This window comes from Saccharopolyspora sp. NPDC045839 (genome assembly GCF_056431645.1).
Genome location: NZ_JBWKKH010000009.1, coordinates 93,751 through 108,676 on the forward strand (window position 1 = coordinate 93,751; position 14,926 = coordinate 108,676).

General features: G+C 70.0%; 18 protein-coding genes. 9 read left to right on the top strand and 9 right to left on the bottom strand.

All coding sequences use genetic code 11. From position 1 onward, the window contains the following. Positions 1-45: 45 nt before the first annotated feature. The 4 genes from AC07EQ_RS15285 to AC07EQ_RS15300 form a co-directional block, all read right to left on the bottom strand. The gene (locus AC07EQ_RS15285; protein WP_478388573.1) at positions 46-525 is read right to left on the bottom strand and encodes a CAP domain-containing protein; all 480 of its coding nucleotides are present in this window, start codon (positions 523-525) and stop codon (positions 46-48) included. Positions 526-846: 321 nt separating this feature from the next. Further along, a complete protein-coding gene (locus AC07EQ_RS15290) occupies positions 847-1,035 on the bottom strand; it encodes a hypothetical protein (RefSeq protein ID WP_478388574.1) in 189 nt (62 codons plus the stop codon). 146 nt (positions 1,036-1,181) lie between these two features. Further along, positions 1,182-2,261, bottom strand: a complete 1,080-nt coding sequence (gene corA / locus AC07EQ_RS15295; RefSeq protein WP_132483226.1) for a magnesium/cobalt transporter CorA — start codon at positions 2,259-2,261, stop codon at positions 1,182-1,184. A 452-nt stretch (positions 2,262-2,713) separates the two neighbouring features. Next, positions 2,714-3,142 (bottom strand): NUDIX domain-containing protein, encoded by a 429-nt coding sequence (locus AC07EQ_RS15300; RefSeq protein WP_478388723.1) that lies wholly within the window; start codon positions 3,140-3,142, stop codon positions 2,714-2,716. A 145-nt stretch (positions 3,143-3,287) separates the two neighbouring features. Here AC07EQ_RS15300 and AC07EQ_RS15305 point away from each other — a divergent pair, with 145 nt between their 5' ends. The 5 genes from AC07EQ_RS15305 to AC07EQ_RS15325 all read left to right on the top strand — a co-directional run bounded on the left by AC07EQ_RS15305 (position 3,288) and on the right by AC07EQ_RS15325 (position 6,315). Continuing rightward, positions 3,288-3,449 (top strand): hypothetical protein, encoded by a 162-nt coding sequence (locus AC07EQ_RS15305; protein ID WP_165968041.1) that lies wholly within the window; start codon positions 3,288-3,290, stop codon positions 3,447-3,449. 26 nt (positions 3,450-3,475) lie between these two features. Next, on the top strand, positions 3,476-4,048 hold the full coding sequence (locus AC07EQ_RS15310) for a PH domain-containing protein (RefSeq protein WP_132483228.1): 573 nt from the start codon (positions 3,476-3,478) through the stop codon (positions 4,046-4,048). An 82-nt stretch (positions 4,049-4,130) separates the two neighbouring features. Further along, entirely contained in the window at positions 4,131-5,012 is an 882-nt protein-coding gene (locus AC07EQ_RS15315; RefSeq protein WP_478388724.1) for a PHP domain-containing protein, read from the top strand. A 47-nt stretch (positions 5,013-5,059) separates the two neighbouring features. After that, on the top strand, positions 5,060-5,893 hold the full coding sequence (locus tag AC07EQ_RS15320) for a RecB family exonuclease (protein ID WP_478388575.1): 834 nt from the start codon (positions 5,060-5,062) through the stop codon (positions 5,891-5,893). 26 nt (positions 5,894-5,919) lie between these two features. Next, complete coding sequence (locus AC07EQ_RS15325; protein ID WP_478388576.1) at positions 5,920-6,315, top strand: hypothetical protein; 396 nt, start codon at positions 5,920-5,922, stop codon at positions 6,313-6,315. A 49-nt stretch (positions 6,316-6,364) separates the two neighbouring features. Here the strand turns inward: AC07EQ_RS15325 and AC07EQ_RS15330 are convergent, their stop codons facing one another. Next, on the bottom strand, positions 6,365-7,573 hold the full coding sequence (locus AC07EQ_RS15330) for an Rv3212 family protein (RefSeq protein WP_478388577.1): 1,209 nt from the start codon (positions 7,571-7,573) through the stop codon (positions 6,365-6,367). Between the two features lie 151 nt (positions 7,574-7,724). Continuing rightward, the gene (locus AC07EQ_RS15335; protein ID WP_478388725.1) at positions 7,725-9,365 is read right to left on the bottom strand and encodes a DEAD/DEAH box helicase; all 1,641 of its coding nucleotides are present in this window, start codon (positions 9,363-9,365) and stop codon (positions 7,725-7,727) included. A 515-nt stretch (positions 9,366-9,880) separates the two neighbouring features. On the opposite strand from AC07EQ_RS15335, the gene AC07EQ_RS15340 reads away from it, so the two are divergent. Then, complete coding sequence (locus AC07EQ_RS15340) at positions 9,881-10,555, top strand: ferritin-like fold-containing protein (protein WP_093262317.1); 675 nt, start codon at positions 9,881-9,883, stop codon at positions 10,553-10,555. 261 nt (positions 10,556-10,816) lie between these two features. Next, a complete protein-coding gene (locus AC07EQ_RS15345) occupies positions 10,817-11,044 on the top strand; it encodes a DUF3107 domain-containing protein (protein ID WP_132483236.1) in 228 nt (75 codons plus the stop codon). A 64-nt stretch (positions 11,045-11,108) separates the two neighbouring features. On the opposite strand, the gene AC07EQ_RS15350 is transcribed toward AC07EQ_RS15345, so the two are convergent. Then, positions 11,109-11,420: a DUF4873 domain-containing protein gene (locus AC07EQ_RS15350; RefSeq protein WP_478388578.1), complete on the bottom strand. Its 312-nt coding sequence runs from the start codon at positions 11,418-11,420 to the stop codon at positions 11,109-11,111. Continuing rightward, positions 11,413-12,180 carry a TetR/AcrR family transcriptional regulator gene (locus AC07EQ_RS15355; protein WP_478388579.1) on the bottom strand — a complete coding sequence of 256 codons (768 nt, stop codon included), beginning with the start codon at positions 12,178-12,180 and terminating at the stop codon, positions 11,413-11,415. Before AC07EQ_RS15355 ends, AC07EQ_RS15350 begins: the two co-directional genes overlap by 8 nt. 64 nt (positions 12,181-12,244) lie before the next feature. Here AC07EQ_RS15355 and AC07EQ_RS15360 point away from each other — a divergent pair, with 64 nt between their 5' ends. Together AC07EQ_RS15360 and AC07EQ_RS15365 are read left to right on the top strand one after the other, a co-directional pair. Next, the gene (locus AC07EQ_RS15360) at positions 12,245-13,144 is read left to right on the top strand and encodes an AurF N-oxygenase family protein (RefSeq protein WP_132483242.1); all 900 of its coding nucleotides are present in this window, start codon (positions 12,245-12,247) and stop codon (positions 13,142-13,144) included. After that, positions 13,141-14,055 carry an alpha/beta fold hydrolase gene (locus AC07EQ_RS15365; protein WP_478388580.1) on the top strand — a complete coding sequence of 305 codons (915 nt, stop codon included), beginning with the start codon at positions 13,141-13,143 and terminating at the stop codon, positions 14,053-14,055. The genes AC07EQ_RS15360 and AC07EQ_RS15365 overlap by 4 nt, the downstream gene beginning before the upstream one ends. A 153-nt stretch (positions 14,056-14,208) precedes the next feature. Here the strand turns inward: AC07EQ_RS15365 and AC07EQ_RS15370 are convergent, their stop codons facing one another. Continuing rightward, the gene (locus AC07EQ_RS15370; RefSeq protein WP_132483244.1) at positions 14,209-14,829 is read right to left on the bottom strand and encodes a TetR/AcrR family transcriptional regulator; all 621 of its coding nucleotides are present in this window, start codon (positions 14,827-14,829) and stop codon (positions 14,209-14,211) included. Positions 14,830-14,926 lie beyond the last annotated feature (97 nt).

Consider the following 14,926-nt stretch of genomic DNA (forward strand, 5'->3'; position numbering starts at 1 on the left):
ATGGAAATCAGACCTTCGATTTCCATTGAAATTGCGGCAGGGAGGTCAGGGACTGCCGAGCTCTTGGGTCCAGTAGTGGTGGTAGCGGCTGTGCCCGGTCGCCGCGTGGCCCACGCCGAGGTCGGTGAACGTGCAGTCGAGGATGTTGTCCCGATGCGGGACGGCTTCCATCCACTGGCGGAAGGCGCCGTCGGCGGTCTCGCGGCCGGCCGCGATGTTCTCGCCGACGTAGCCGCCCGGGAACCCCTCGGACCGGGTGCGATCCACCGGGCTGCGGCCGTCGCTTCCGGTGTGCCCGAAGAAGTTCCGGTGCGCCATGTCCGTGCTGTGCCCGGCGGCCGCCCGGGTCAGGTCGCCGTTCAGGCGCACCGGCGGGCATCCGGCCCGGGCCCGTTCGGCATTGGTGAGTTCGAGTATTCGCTGCTCCGCCGGCGTCCGCTGGGCCGCCTGCAGCGGCGGCCCAGCGCAGAGCAGGAGAAGCGGGACGGCGGCCCCGCACGACAACATCCGTTCGACCAGCGACATCTGCGATCACTCCCAGCATCGCGACGATGGGTGGGAGTGTTGTAACCGCGGCGCGACGACGCCGCCGGATCATTTCGCCGAATCCGGTTACCGGCCGGGCGTGCCGGATTCAGTCCATAGTGGATGGCCGGGCACGGGGCGTTAGACCTGGCTTGCGATGAGCACGAACAGGGTGACGATCCACCCCATGATCAGGGCGACCAGGAGGGTCAGCTTGTTGGCGGCCAAGCGAGTCATGGCGGTGCCTCCCAACGTGAAAGAAACGAAGATCTGACGGAGATTCGTTTTTCACGATGCGGCCCGCGGTGGTCCCGGCAGGCGTCAGCGCGCGACGGCGCGCGGCGCGGCGGGAACCGCGTCCCACATCGCGCCGGGTTTTCGCTGCACCCAAGCAGTGTGCCGGAACAACTTCTCGGCGATCTCCCGACGCGACACGGGATTTCGCCGGGGGACCGGGCCGGTGAGGAGCCGATGCCGGACCCGCCCCTGGTGCTGCGGAAGACGGTGCATGACAACCTCCTCACGCGCTCGCGCCGACCGATGAGAACGGACGGTGGTGAAAGACAAGCGGAACGGCGTCCAGTCGGCGATGACGGGACGCGAAGTGACCCCGCACGGCATATCGCCGGCGGCGCGGAATTCGTTACGAAATGCGATCACAGCCACTTGTTCCGCCGGAAGATCTTGAAGAGGACCATGCAGGCGCCGAGCATCACCATGAGGGCCAGGGGATACCCGAAGGTCCAGTTCGTCTCGGGCATGAAGTCGAAGTTCATGCCGTAGATCCCAGCGATCATGGTCGGCGTCGAGACGATCGCGACCCACGCCGAGATCTTGCGCATGTCGGTGTTCTGCTGGAGCGTGATCTTGGCCAGGGTCGCGTCCACCAGGGTGGTCAGCAGCTCGTCGAAGGCCCCCACCATCTCGGACACCCTCGCCAGGTGGTCCTCGACGTTGCGGAAGTAGGACCGCACCTCGTCGGCGACCATCGGCGTGTAGCCCTCGGCGAGCCGCTGCATCGGCTTGGTCAGCGGCTGCACCGCGCGGCGCAGCTCCATGACTTCGCGCTTCATCAGGTAGATGTGCTCGGCGTCGATCTTGGTGCCCGGCTCGAAGACCTCGGCCTCGATCTCGTCGATGTCGTCCTGGATGGCCTCGGTGACCTCCAGGTACGTGTCCACCACGTGGTCGGCGACGCCGTGCAGCACCGCCGATGGGCCCAGCGCGAGCTGCTCCGGGTCGGCCTCCAGCTGGCTGCGCACCTCGGCCAGCCCCGCGTGCTTGCCGTGCCGCACCGTGATGACGAAGTCGCGGCCCAGGAACACCATCAGCTCGCCGGTGTCGACGATCTCGCTGGTCGCCGACCGCGTCTCGGTGTCGGTGTAGCGGACCGTCTTCAGCACCATGAACAACGTGTTGTCGTAGCGCTCCAGCTTCGGGCGCTGGTGCGCGTGCACGGCGTCCTCGACGGCCAGCTCGTGCAGGCCGAAGGTCTCGGCGATGCCGTTGATCTGCTCTTCGGTGGGCTCGTGCAGCCCGATCCAGACGAAGCCGGAACCGCGCCGCCGCACCTCCTCGATGGCGTCGGAGTGGTTCCACGAACCTTCGACGCGGCGTCCCTCGTCGTAGATCGCGCAGTCGACGACGTACGCGGAGACGGGGGCGGCGCTGCGGATGAGCGGCTGGGGCGCGCGGTTGTTCCGGTTGCGCAGGCCGAGCGAGGGCAGGTTGGGCACGGCGACCTCCAAGGTCCGGGCGCAGCTCCCCGGCGGACGGGGCTCCGGGTGAGAGCTGCGTGGGTGGCGTGCTTCGCGGGCTCCGCCCGCTGCTCGCGCATCCCTGCCGGCCCTGACGGGCGAAGGCCTAGCGGCTGGCCCTTCCGGCGGGGATGCTGTTGGTACTGCACGGAAGCGCGCTATCGGCACTGCTGTCCACGATCCCTCACCTCCAGAAGGTCATCCACCGACGTGGTGGTCATGAGTCAGCCAACCCGACACGATACTCCGTCCGAGTGGACCGATGGCAACGGCTCGCATTCGAGGTCACAACCCGCCGGAACCGCAATGCATGAAACGGGTGAATTGGGCGGATTGAGTGAATCGCATCCGGATCCGTGTTCGACCCGAACCTCGCCTCTCGGCGGGTCGTGACGGGACCGCGGCGGCGTTCCCCGGTCGTATTTCAGCCGTCACTCGTTGCGGGGTAAACTATTCCAGGAGCGCAGGATCTCGGCGAGGCCTTCGGTCAGGGCTCCGTCGCGGTCCAGTGTGGCGAAAGTCGCACTGTCCGCCCAGATCGCATCGGCGGCGTCGTCACCAGCGGAAAGCTCCTGTTCATTACTCCGGCAGGAGTAATCCAGGATCTCGTAGGCGCCGTGCGCCGCGGGCCGGAAGATTCGGCCGACGAGCTCACCGACGGTGACGGAGAGTCCCGTTTCTTCGCGGACTTCGCGCTGTACCGCCGAATGGTCGGTCTCGCCGGGCTCGACTCGGCCACCCGGTAGGGACCACTTCCCCTTCCCGGGTTCATGTGCACGTTTGACCAGCAGCAACCGGCCGTCCGGGTGGTGAATTATCGCGCCGACGCAGCGGATCACAGGATTCTCCGATACGATCATCGCCACGGAGGGTAGTTGATCCGGGGCTGCCCGGAAACGACTGACCCAAGTGCGGTACAAAGCTGCCGTAAAGCGGCGGAGTGCGGTACAACGGATCAGCAGGCGCCTGCGCTACTCAAGGGCATTTCGGACGGGGTGCGTCACAGTGAACATGAAGAAAATCCTCACGTGGGCCGGAGTTGCATTCCTCCTGTTCTTCCTGTTTTCCGCGCCAGTGGAAGCCAGTGGTGTCATCAACGGCATCCTGGGCAGTCTCCGGGGAGCAGCTGAGGCCGTCATCACCTTCATGCAGAACCTCTTCCAGTAAAGCGCGAGCCGCAGGAGGCGGGTGCCGTGTTCGCTCCTAGGGACCCCGACGAATACCTGCTGGACAGTGAACGCCGGGTGATCCGCGTTCGGCGTCACTGGGCGGTCCTGGTGTGGGACCTCTTCGAGGCGACCGGCTTGCTGGTGGGTCTGGTGATGGTGTCCTACCTGGTGCCCGAGGGCAGCGGTGGGCTGGTCCAGAACATCCTCTGGTACGTGGGGCTGATCATCTTGATCCGCTTCGCGTACCAGGTGCTGGACTGGTACGTGGAACGCATCGTCGTGACCGACAAGCGGTTCCTGATCACCACCGGCATCTTCACCACCAACGTGGCGATGATGCCGATCACCAAGGTCACGGACCTGACGTTCGCTCGCACGCTGATGGGCCGCCTCTTCGGGTACGGCACTCTCGTGGTCGAGTCGGCCGGTCAGATCCAGGCCCTGAACCGCATCGACTACGTGCCGAACCCGACCGAGGTCGAGGACGCGATCTCGGCGCTCGTCTTCGGTGACAAGAAGGGCCAGCAGCAGGACCGCTTCTCCATGCTCAAGGCGCGGCGCGCCGCGGTGGGCAAGCGGAAAGCGGCGAAGCTCTGACCGATCCGGTCGGCCCGGCGCGGCGGCGCCCGGGTCGGCCGGACGGGTGTTGGTTCGGCCTGCGGTCGGACCATCGGTCACACTGGTGGGTGTGCGAATCGACCTGCACACGCATTCCACCGAGTCCGACGGGACCGATACGCCGGCAGAGCTGGTGGCGACGGCGCTCGCCGCCGGCCTGGACGCGATCGCGATCACCGACCACGACACCACCGCGGGATGGGCGGCGGCCGAGCGGGCCGTGCGCGATCTCGCGGAGCCCGGCCGGTTCCGGCTGGTTCCGGGCGCCGAGCTGTCCTGCTCGTGTCCGGGCGAGGACGGCCGGAACATCACCGTGCACCTGCTGGCGTACCTGTTCGACCCGAACTCCACCGCGCTCGTGCGGGAGCAGTCGCGGCTGCGCGCTGAGCGCCGGGAGCGGCTCTACCAGATGGCGCAGCACATGGCCGCCGACGGTTTCCCGGTCGACCCGGACGAGCTCATGGCCGGCCTGCCGCCCGACTCGCCGGGCGGGCGCCCGCACCTGGCCCGCGCGCTCGTCAACGCCGGGACGGTCGCCAGCGTCGACGAGGCCTTCGCCAAGTACCTCGGTGGCCGCGGCAGCTACTACCTCCCGCGCACCGACACGCCCGTGCACCGCGCGATCGAGATGATCGCCGAGGCCGGCGGCGCGACGGTGCTGGCGCACCCCTTCGCGACCGCGCGGGGGCCGATCGTGACCGCCGACATCGTGGCCGAGCTCGCCGGGCGCGGGCTCGCCGGGATCGAGATCGACCACCCCGACCACGACGCCGAGACCCGGACGCGGCTGCGCGGGCTGGCCGCCGAGCTGGCTCTGATCCCCACCGGCAGCAGCGACTACCACGGCACGAACAAGACGATCCGGATCGGCCAGGAGACGACTCCGCCCGACTCGTTGGATCGGCTGGTGGAGCGGTGCAGCGGCAGCAAGGTCATCGGCTGATCGGGGCGGAACGGCCGGGTAGCGGGGAAACTGCGTACTGTGGGGGCGTGCAGGGGCAGCTCGGTCTAGAAGGAATTCCCAGCAAGCTGGTGCGGGTCACGCCGGCCAGGCTCGCGACCTGGGCGAAGTGCCCCCGGAAGTACCGCATGACGTACCTGGACCGGCCGGCGCCGTCGCGCGCCGGTGCTTGGGCGAACGCCACGCTGGGCGCCGTCGTGCACAACGCTCTGCGCGCGTACTTCGAGCTGCGAGCGGATCAGCGCAGCCCGGAGCGCGCCGCCGTGTTGGTGCGCGAGTACTGGAAATCCGACGGCTTCGCGAACCCGGAGCAGGCGGGCGACTACCGGCGCCGGGCGCAGGAGTGGGTCGGCTCGTACGTCGAGCAGCTGGCGCCCGACGTCGTGCCGCTCGCGGTGGAGCGTTGGGTGTCCGCGCCGATGGGGTCGATCATCGCCGAGGGCCGGGTGGACCGGATCGACGACCGGCACGGCGAAATCGTCGTCGTCGACTACAAGACCGGGCGGCACGGACTGCGAGTCGACGATGCGCGGCAGTCGCTGGCGCTCGGGCTGTACGCGTTGGCAGCGCGCAAGACGCTGCGCCGGCCGTGCCGGCGGGTCGAGTTGCACCACTTGCCGACCGGGACCGTCGCGGGTTGGGATCACACCGCGGAATCGCTCGCCGCGCTGCAGGATCGCGCCGAGCAGCTCGCGGGGGAACTCCAGGCCGCGACCGACGCGTTCGAGCTCGGTGCCGATCCGCAGGCGATGTTCCCGGTGCGAACCGGACCGCACTGCTCGTGGTGCGACTTCCGGGCGCATTGCGAGGAGGGCAGGCAGGCGGCGCCGAGCCTGCCGCCGTGGGCTTTGCTGGGGGATTGACGAGCATGCGACCTGAGGACGGGCCGATGCGCACACCCGCTTCGCAACGACCGCGGCCGCCCCGTACGCGGCGCCTGCCAGGATCCGACGAGCTGCCGCCGCAGCGACCGCGCGGTCGGCATTCCCTGAGCCGGCCGACGCCGCCCAGCCGGGCCGGTTCCGCGCTCCGCGGCCTCACCGGCGCGTTGGCGGCCGGCTTCCTGCTGCTCGCACTCGTGCTGGTGGCGGTGCAGTTCTGGGCGACGAACCAGGGGCAGGAAGGCCCCGGGCCGGCCGCGGTGATCGCTCAACTGGTGGCGTCGCTGATCGGCCTGGTGCTGCAGGCGATCGCGGACCGGCGCAACGACGCGCGCGGCGGCTTGGCGGCCTGCGGCGTCCTCGTGGTCGTGTTCGGCTCGTTGTGGTTCTGGTGGTGGGCCTGACGGGCGTTCGTGTCTCCGTTGGGGGACAAGGACTTTTCGCGCCGTCGGTTCAGCGCAGGGCGACGAGCGCGTCGCCGCGCTGTTCCAGGAGAACCGGGCCCACCGCGTTGAGCTGGACCGGGCCGGTGTAGCCGGCGCGGTCCACCGGGATCACCCGCTCGCGGTTGCCGGTCGGTGCGTCCAGGACCGCCAGGCCCTCGGGCACCGGTACCAGCAGCTTCCCGCCGAATCCGACGCCCGGGCCGAGCGTGTCCGGCGTAGTCCACAGTGGAGCGAGGGTTTCCGGGTCCAGCGCGACCGTGTCGGTGCCGGTGTGCCAGTAGATCCGGTGGCCCTTCGAGGTCGACTCGACCTGCACGTTCGCCCGGAGGTCGGGAGTGCCGACGCGCACCGGGAAGGTGTTCTCCACCGCGCCGTCGTTGTTGTAGACCACGACCTCGGAGCGGTCCCGGAGGACCACCGCGACGTGCTTGTCGTTGACCGCGATGACCCCCGCCGACTCGCTGCCGAGGACGACGCTGAAGATCTCCTCCGGCTTCTCGTCATCCTCGGGGTGGGCCTTCAGGACAGTGATCCGGCCCTGCTCGCGGGGGCACGCCTCGACGGCCCCCACCCGCTCGCCTCCCACCGCGATCGAGGAGTAGGTGCAGTCCGGGCGCTTCATGTTGTTGTCCGGGTTCTTCACCGCGGGCGGCATGCCGAACTGCTGGGTGCGCACCAGGTCCGAGCGCCAGGACTCGAAGGAGCGCTTCCCGGTGGCCGTCAGGTAGGTGCCGTCGCCGAGCAGTTGGGTGCCGAACTCGGCGTCGGCATTGCGCTGCGGCCCGCGCACCCCGGTGGCCCCGCGCAGCGAGGTGACCTCGCTGCAGTTCTCGGACTTGCGGTAGACCGCGATCGCGCGGTTCCACTCCGCGCCGACCGTGCACAGTGGAATGTCGCGGGCGTAGCGCCAGGCGACCTGACCGGTCAGCGGGTCGTGGCCGCTCACCTCGTTGCCCGCCCCGGTGACCACCCCGGCCCCGGCGACGACCGGCACCGGAGTGACCGGGCTGGTCGCGCGCCACGCCTCGGACAGCGTCTCCGGCACGGCGGTGGCTGCGGGAAGTTCCGGAATCGGCTGGGCGGCGGGTTCGGACACGGTGGCGCGTGCGTCGCTGTTGAACCAGAGCACGACGCTACCGGCGAGCACGGCCACGACGATCAGCGCCACCACGGCGAGGTCGGTTCTCGTGCGCCGCTCCGGCCGGACCACAGTCACTCCTCGATCGCCTGGCTGTTCCTGCGCCGAGCTTAGAGCCTGTCGCCGGACTCGCCTTGCGTGGCGGTGCGGGTGGCGGCCCCTGCAGGAGTTGCGGACACCGCCTGGAGTTCGACCCGCGAGCCTCCCGGCTCACGGGTCTCGCCTGCTGCTACGCGGCGCCGCCTTCGGCGTTGCCGCTGCGCGCCGTGTCGCCGGCTTCGCCGGCCGGCTCGCCCGAGTGACGCCTGCGGCGCCGACGGCGCGGCCGCTCACCGGCGTCGGTTTCGCCTCCCGCGGCGGGCGCTTCCGGCTGCTGCACCGCGGTTTCGGCACCGCTGCGGGTACGCCGGCGCTGCCGGCGTCGGGCGGGCCGGGTCTCGGCGTCGCTGTCCTGGCGGGCACCGCTCTCGGCTTCGCCCTGGTGCTGGTCCGCGCCGCCGCGGGTGCGCCGCCGGTTGCGGCGCGGCCGCTTGGCCTCGCCCTGCGTCTCGCCCTGCGCCTCGGGCTCGGCATCCAGTCCGGCGCGGGTGCGCTTGGACAGCGGCAGCCGACCGGTGACGTCCGTCGGGATGTCGAGGTCGGTGAACAGGTGCGGCGAGGTCGAGTAGGTCTCGACCGGCTCCGGCTTGCCCAGGCCCAGCGTTTCGCTGATCAGCTTCCAGCGGGGCTCTTCGTCCCAGTCGACGAGGGTGATCGCGACGCCTTCGCGACCGGCCCGGCCGGTGCGGCCGATGCGGTGCACGTAGGTCTTCTCGTCGTCCGGGCACTGCAGGTTGATCACGTGGGTCACGCCGGCGACGTCGATGCCGCGGGCCGCGACGTCGGTGGCCACCAGGATGTCGACCTTGCCGGAGCGGAACGCGCGCAGCGCCTTCTCGCGCGCGCCCTGCCCGAGGTCGCCGTGCACCGCGCCGGCCGCGAAGCCGCGCTCGGTGAGCTCGTCGGCGAGCTTCTGCGCCGTCCGCTTGGTCCGGCTGAAGATCATCGCCAGGCCGCGGTCGGTGGCCTGCAGGGCCTTCGCGATCAGTTCGCCCTTGTCCATCGCGTGCGCCCGGTAGATGAACTGCCGGGTGCGCTCGTGCACCGCGCTCTCGTCGGCCTGCTCGGCCCGGATGTGGGTCGGCTGCGTCATGAACGTGCGGGCCAGGGTCAGGATCGGGCCCGGCATGGTGGCCGAGAACAGCATCGTCTGCCGCTGCTCGGGAACCATGCGCAAGATGCGCTCGATGTCCGGCAGGAAGCCGAGGTCGAGCATCTCGTCGGCCTCGTCGAGCACCAGCCCGCGGACCTTGCCGAGCACCAGGTGGCGCTGTTCGGCCAGGTCGAGCAGGCGGCCCGGGGTGCCGATGACCACGTCGACGCCCTTGCGGAGTGCGGAGATCTGCTCCTCGTAGGGGCGGCCGCCGTAGACGGCGACGGTGCGCACGCCCAGGTGCTTGCCCGCGTCGGTGAGGTCGCGGGTGACCTGCAGGCACAGCTCGCGGGTCGGCACCACGACGAGCACCTGCGGGGTGCCGTCGCCGGGCACCTGCAGGCGGTGCAGCAGCGGGACGCCGAAGCCGAGGGTCTTGCCGGTGCCGGTGCGGGCTTGACCGATCAGGTCCTCGCCCTGCATCGCCAGCGGCAGGGTCAGTTCCTGGATGGCGAAGGTGCGCTCGATGCCGGCTTCGTGCAGCGCGCGGACGATGTCCGGGTGCACATCGAGCTCGGCGAAGGTCGGAGCGTCCGGGTTGCCGGCTTTCAGGTGCGGGGCATCCGCGGCTTCGGGTGCACCGGACTCGCGGTGCTCGAGCTGCGTGTCGTCCGCGATGGTGGGGCTGGCGCCCCCATTGCGATCTTCGAGGCCGTCGGGGGCCTGGCTGTTGGTGAACGTCAGAATGATCGCCTCTCTCGGTACCTGCGCGCATGCGTCCCGGTTCGGGCCGATCCGTGGCGACGTCCTCCCGGCACGGCGGCTCGCTGCTTGCGGCCGCTCTTCGTGCTCGTGGTCACCGACGTGATGGTGCGCGCCCTTGTTCGCTCAGCGGCTGAGCCGCTGTTGGTTCGTTCTTCTCGGCGTCGCGTGCGCCAAGGCCGACGAGCGATTTCGCTCGGGCCGCGTACACGCAGGCTGTGGTCCCGGGGCCCGTCCCGCTCGGACGGGAGTCGCCCAGACCGTGACGTTCGGGGAGCCGGCACCGCGGTCTTCACGACCGGGCCGCCGGCTGTGCCGCCGACTGTGCCGTCGGACGCCGATGCTCCTCCGATGTCCGAGGATACCTGTTGGTCGGCCGTTCTCACCGTGGCGCGTATAACTCGGGCGTGCCGCCGGTTAGGCTCGCAGCCATGAACGAGGCTGACCAGCGCGGTGAAAGTGACGAGCGTTACTCCGAGGGTGTCGTGGATCTGCTCGCGGCGCTGGCCTTCGGAGAGCTGTCGGCCTTCGACCGGCTCGCCGAGGACGCGCGCACCGCACCCACGCTGACCGGCCGCGCGGCGCTGGCCAGCATGGCGGCCGCGGAGATCGGCCACTACCGGCAGCTGGAGGAGCACCTGGCAGGCCGCGGGGTGGCGGTCGACGAGGTCATGCAGCCGTTCGTGGCTCCGTTCGAGGCGTTCAACGAGTCCACCGCGCCGCATTCGTGGCTGGAATCACTGGTCAAGGCCTACGTCGGCGACGGGCTGGCGGCCGATTTCTACCGCGAGGTCGCGGAGTGGCTGGACCCCGCCACGCGGGAGCTGGTGCTGACCGTGCTCGCCGACACCGGCCACTCGGCGTTCGCCGAACGCGAGGTGCAGGCGGCCTGCGAGGACGACCGCAAGCTGCGGGACAAGCTGACGCTGTGGGGGCGGCGACTGCTGGGCGAGGCGATGACGCAGGCGCAGCGGGTGGTCGCCGAGCGCGACGCGCTGGCGGAACTGATCATCAAGGGCTCGGGCGACCTCACCGGCATCGCGGCGATGTTCCGGAGGCTGCAGAACAACCACACCAAGCGGATGGCCCGCCTGGGCCTGGGCTGATGACCCGTTCCCGGGCTCGTTTCGGGTGGCGGACGGATGGCCGATACGACGTGTCGGGGCTGTCGTCGCCAGGCGACGCCTGAGAACCCGTGGCGGTGCGAGCTGCGCAGGTGGGCTGAGCGGCTTCGCCGGTGCAAAGGCGAAAACAGGTTTCCGTGCAGGACCTCGTTCGGTGGGGTCGCGAGGATCCGCCGATCAAGGCGGGACCTGGGATAGCCTTGCCACATCCCAACGGATTCGAGTGGCCAACGGAGGTTCGGCGTGGAGGTCAAGATCGGCGTCGTGGACAGCCCGCGCGAGCTCACGGTCGTCAGCGGACAGTCCCCGGAAGAGGTCGAGTCGCTGGTCGCCGACGCGCTGAAGAACGCAGAAGGCGTGCTGGCGCTGACCGATGAGAAGGGGCGGCGGATCATCGTCCCGTCGACCAAGGTCGCCTACGTGGAGATCGGCCCGGCGACGCCGCCGCGCGTCGGCTTCGGCGTGAGCTGACCTGGGTTTTTCGCGCGAGGGGCACCCCGGCCGAACTCGGCCGAGGTGCCCCTCGCGCTTTGCGTCAGTCCAGTTCGGCGGGGATCTCGAAGGGCGGGCGGCCGGTGCCGGTGATCCGGTAGCGGCCCCAGGGATCCTGGTCGGAGAGGGTGCCCGTCGCCTCGCCCGCCGGTGTGCGCAACACCACATTCTTCTTGCGGCGGTCGGCGAACTCGTCCACGTCCTGGTGTGCGGACAGGCGCCCGTACCAGTGGAAGCGGCCGTCGATGGGCTGGAAGTGCCCGCGCAGGACCACCTCGACCGCCAGCTCCCGCTCGTCGGCCAGGAGCGTGGCCGGGCCGCGGTAGTCGTCCTCGTCGTGCTCGTGGTCAGCCATGGTCCACGTCCTCCTCGTCTTCGGGCGTTTCGTGTTCGCCGGGCACCAGGCGCAGGTCGTTGCCGAGGTCCAGCGGTTCGTCGGGGTCGATCACCAGGCCGGCCGAGCGCAGCACGCCGTCGATGGCGAACCAGATGATCTGCGCCAGGTAGTCGGTGAGGTCGCTGCGGCTCATCGACTGCCGCTCCAGCCACCAGTCGCCGCTGGCCTGCACCATGCCCACCAGGCCGTGGCTCCAGGGCTCGACGCCACCGGAGTCCAGGCCCAGCGCCCGCAGGTATTCGCCGAGGATGCGGGACAGCGAGTTCGCGATCACCGTCTTCTCCGCCGACACCGGGTCGGAGCGCACCGGCCGGTCCGCGAAGGTGCGCTGCACGACGAACCGGTACAGCTCCGGGTACTGCTCGATGGTGCCGAGGTAGGCGTCGAGCAGGCGGCGGATGCGCTGGTTGGGCGTGCCTCCCTCGTGGAACAGCGGCCGCAGCCGCTGCATCAGCAGCTCGGTGCCCCATTCGCCGACCGCGACGTAGAGGTCGCTCTTGTCGCTGAAGTGCCGGTAGAGCACCGGCTTGCTGACGCCGGCCTCGGCGGCGATCTCGTCCATTCCGACCTCGGCGCCGTGCTTGCTGATGGCGCGCACCGCGGCTTCGACGAACTCGGCGCGGCGGGCCTGGCGGTGCTCGCGCCAGCGCTCCCGGCGCGCGTCGCCGCGGGCCTTCTCCGGTGTGACCGCCTTGACAGGGCGAGAGATGTGGCTCACGCTACCCAAGGTAACTGTTACTGGAAGTAACATGCAATCTCGATGCCGAGAGGGTGATCGCCGGATGAGCAGGGCCCTGCAGGTCAACGACCGCGAGAAGACGGCCGCACGGCTGCTGAATTCGTCCGCCCGGAACAGCTACGACCCCGAGGTCGACGTCGACTGGGACGCGCCGCTGGCCGACGGCAAGCCCTACATCCCGTTCAAGCGCAGCTCGCTCTACGGCACGCACCTCTGGGACCGGCTCAGCGAGGAACAGCGCATCGAGCTGACCAAGCACGAGTTCGCCAGCATCGCCTCGAACGGCCTGTGGTTCGAGGTGCTGCTCATGCAGATGCTGCTCAAGGAGTTCTACAACTCCGACCCGCGCACCAACCACGCCCAGTACGCGCTCACCGAGGTCGCCGACGAATGCCGGCACTCCACCATGTTCGCCAAGGCCGTCGACCGCATCGGCGCGCCCGCCTACGGGCCGCTGCCGCTGCTGCACCGCGGCGGCCGGATCCTGCCCGCCGTGCTGCGCGGCCCCTCCGCCTACGCGTCGATCCTGGTGGCGGAAGAGATCCTGGACCGCTTCCAGCGTGACCAGATGTACGACGAGGACGTCCAGCCGCTGGTCCGCATGGTCAACCGCATCCACGTGCTCGAAGAGGCCCGGCACGTCACCTTCGCCCGCGAAGAGGTCGTCCGCCGGATGGCCGAGTGCAACGCCGCCGAGCGCGCCTACCACCAGTACTGGACCGCGCTCGTCTCGTACTGCATCTGCCTCAGCCTCATCAATCCGCACGTCTACAAGGCGGTCGGGATCCGGCCGCGCGACGGCTACCAGGCGGCCTGGGCCAACCCCGGCTTCCTGGACACCCTGCACTGGGGTGGCGAGAAGATCATGGCGTTCCTGGACGAGGCCGGACTGGTCGGCAAGCCGGGCATGCGCTGGTGGAAGAAGGCGAACCTGATCCGATGAAGGGCGAAACCTTGCGCACGATGACCGCCGAAGAGTTCACGACCAGCGACGGAACCCGGCTGCGGATGGTCGACGAAGGCCCCGCCGACGCGCCGGTCACCGTCGTCCTGGTGCACGGGTGGGCCCTGACCAAGCACACCTGGGACCGGGTGGCGGACGGCCTGCCGAAGGCGGCCGGGACGCAGCTGCGGATCCTGCGGTTCGACCTGCGGGGGCACGGCGAGAGCGACCCGGCGCAGCCGGGGAGCGCGAGCATCCGGCAGTGCGCGGACGACCTGGCGGAGCTGATCGCGGAGCGGGTCCCGGAGGGGCCGGTCGTGCTCGCCGGGCACTCGATGGGCGGCATGACGATCATGGCGTTCGCCGAGCAGCACCCGGAGCTCTTCGCGCAGCGGATCGCCGCGGTCGCGCTGGTGGCGACCTCGGCCGGCGACCTGGTGGCGCCGACCCTCGGCCTGCCCCGGCCGGTCGCGGCCGTCGCCAACCGGGGCGAGCAGGCGTTCCGCAAGCGGCTCGCGGCCTCGCGCGGGAAGCGGCTGGTCCCGCAGTCGTCCTGGCTGCGACCGGGGATGCGCTGGCTGCTGTTCGGCCGGAGCCCCGAGGCCGCCGACGTGGCCGCCACCGCGGACTGGGTCGCGGGCTGTCACCCGGCGAACATGGCCGCCTACCGGCAGGCCCTGGCCGAGCACGAGCGGCACGGCGCGCTCGCGGCGTTGCGGTCGGTCCCGACGGTCGTGCTGTCCGGGCTTGCCGACCGCCTGACGCCGCACTCGCACGCTCGGCGCATCGCGGACGCCCTGCCGGACGCCAAACTGCTGATCTACGCCGGCGCCGGGCACATGCTGCCGCTGGAAAGGGCCGACGAGGTCACCGCCCGCATCGCGGACCTCGTCACCCGCACGCTCCGCTGACCCGGCCGTCCGCAAGTTCCATGGAAATCGAACCTTCGATTTCCATGGAACTTGCGGGCCATCGGCGTGTCAGGGTGCGACACGCCGATGGCTGTGGACAACCTCCGCAATTTCAATGGAAATCGGACCTCTGATTTCCATTGAAATTGCGGTTCAGGGGTTCTGGAGGGGGAAACCCGCGAGGCCCTTCCAGGCCAGGGTGGACATCAGGTTCACCGCTTCGTCGCGGGAGATCGTCTCCCGGGCGTCCAGCCAGTAGCGCGCCGTCACCTGGCTCAGGCCGACCAGGCCCACCGCCAGCAGCCGCGCGCGCTCCGCGTCCAGCCCGGCGTCCGCCGTCACCGCTTCGGTGATCGCGTCGATGCACCCGGACAGGGCGCCCTCCACGGCCTTCTCCACGGCCGGCTCGCCGCGCAGGTCCGACTCGAAGACCAGCCGGAACGCCTGTCCCTCGCCGGCCACGAACTCGTACAGCGCGCCGATCGCGGCCCGCACCCGCAGCTTGTTGTCCGACGTGGACGCGATGGCCTCGCGGACCCGGCGCACCAGCTCGTTGCCGTGCGTCTCCAGCAGCGCCAGGTAGAGCTCCAGCTTGCCCGGGAAGTGCTGGTAGAGGACCGGTTTGCTGACTCCCGCGCGCTCCGCGATGTCGTCCATCGCCGCCGCGTGGTAGCCGTTGTGCACGAAAACGTGCTGAGCCGCCTCGAGCAGCTGTGCCCGGCGTGCGTCGCGGGGCAACCGGACACCTCGGCTCGGCTGCGCGGTCTCGGTCATCCTCGCCTCCACCCGATTCCTTCCACTCGCGCTCGGCGGCCCTCCGGCCCCCAGTGGGGCATGACTCTACTCGCCGGTAGAGGCAGGTAGCGAAATC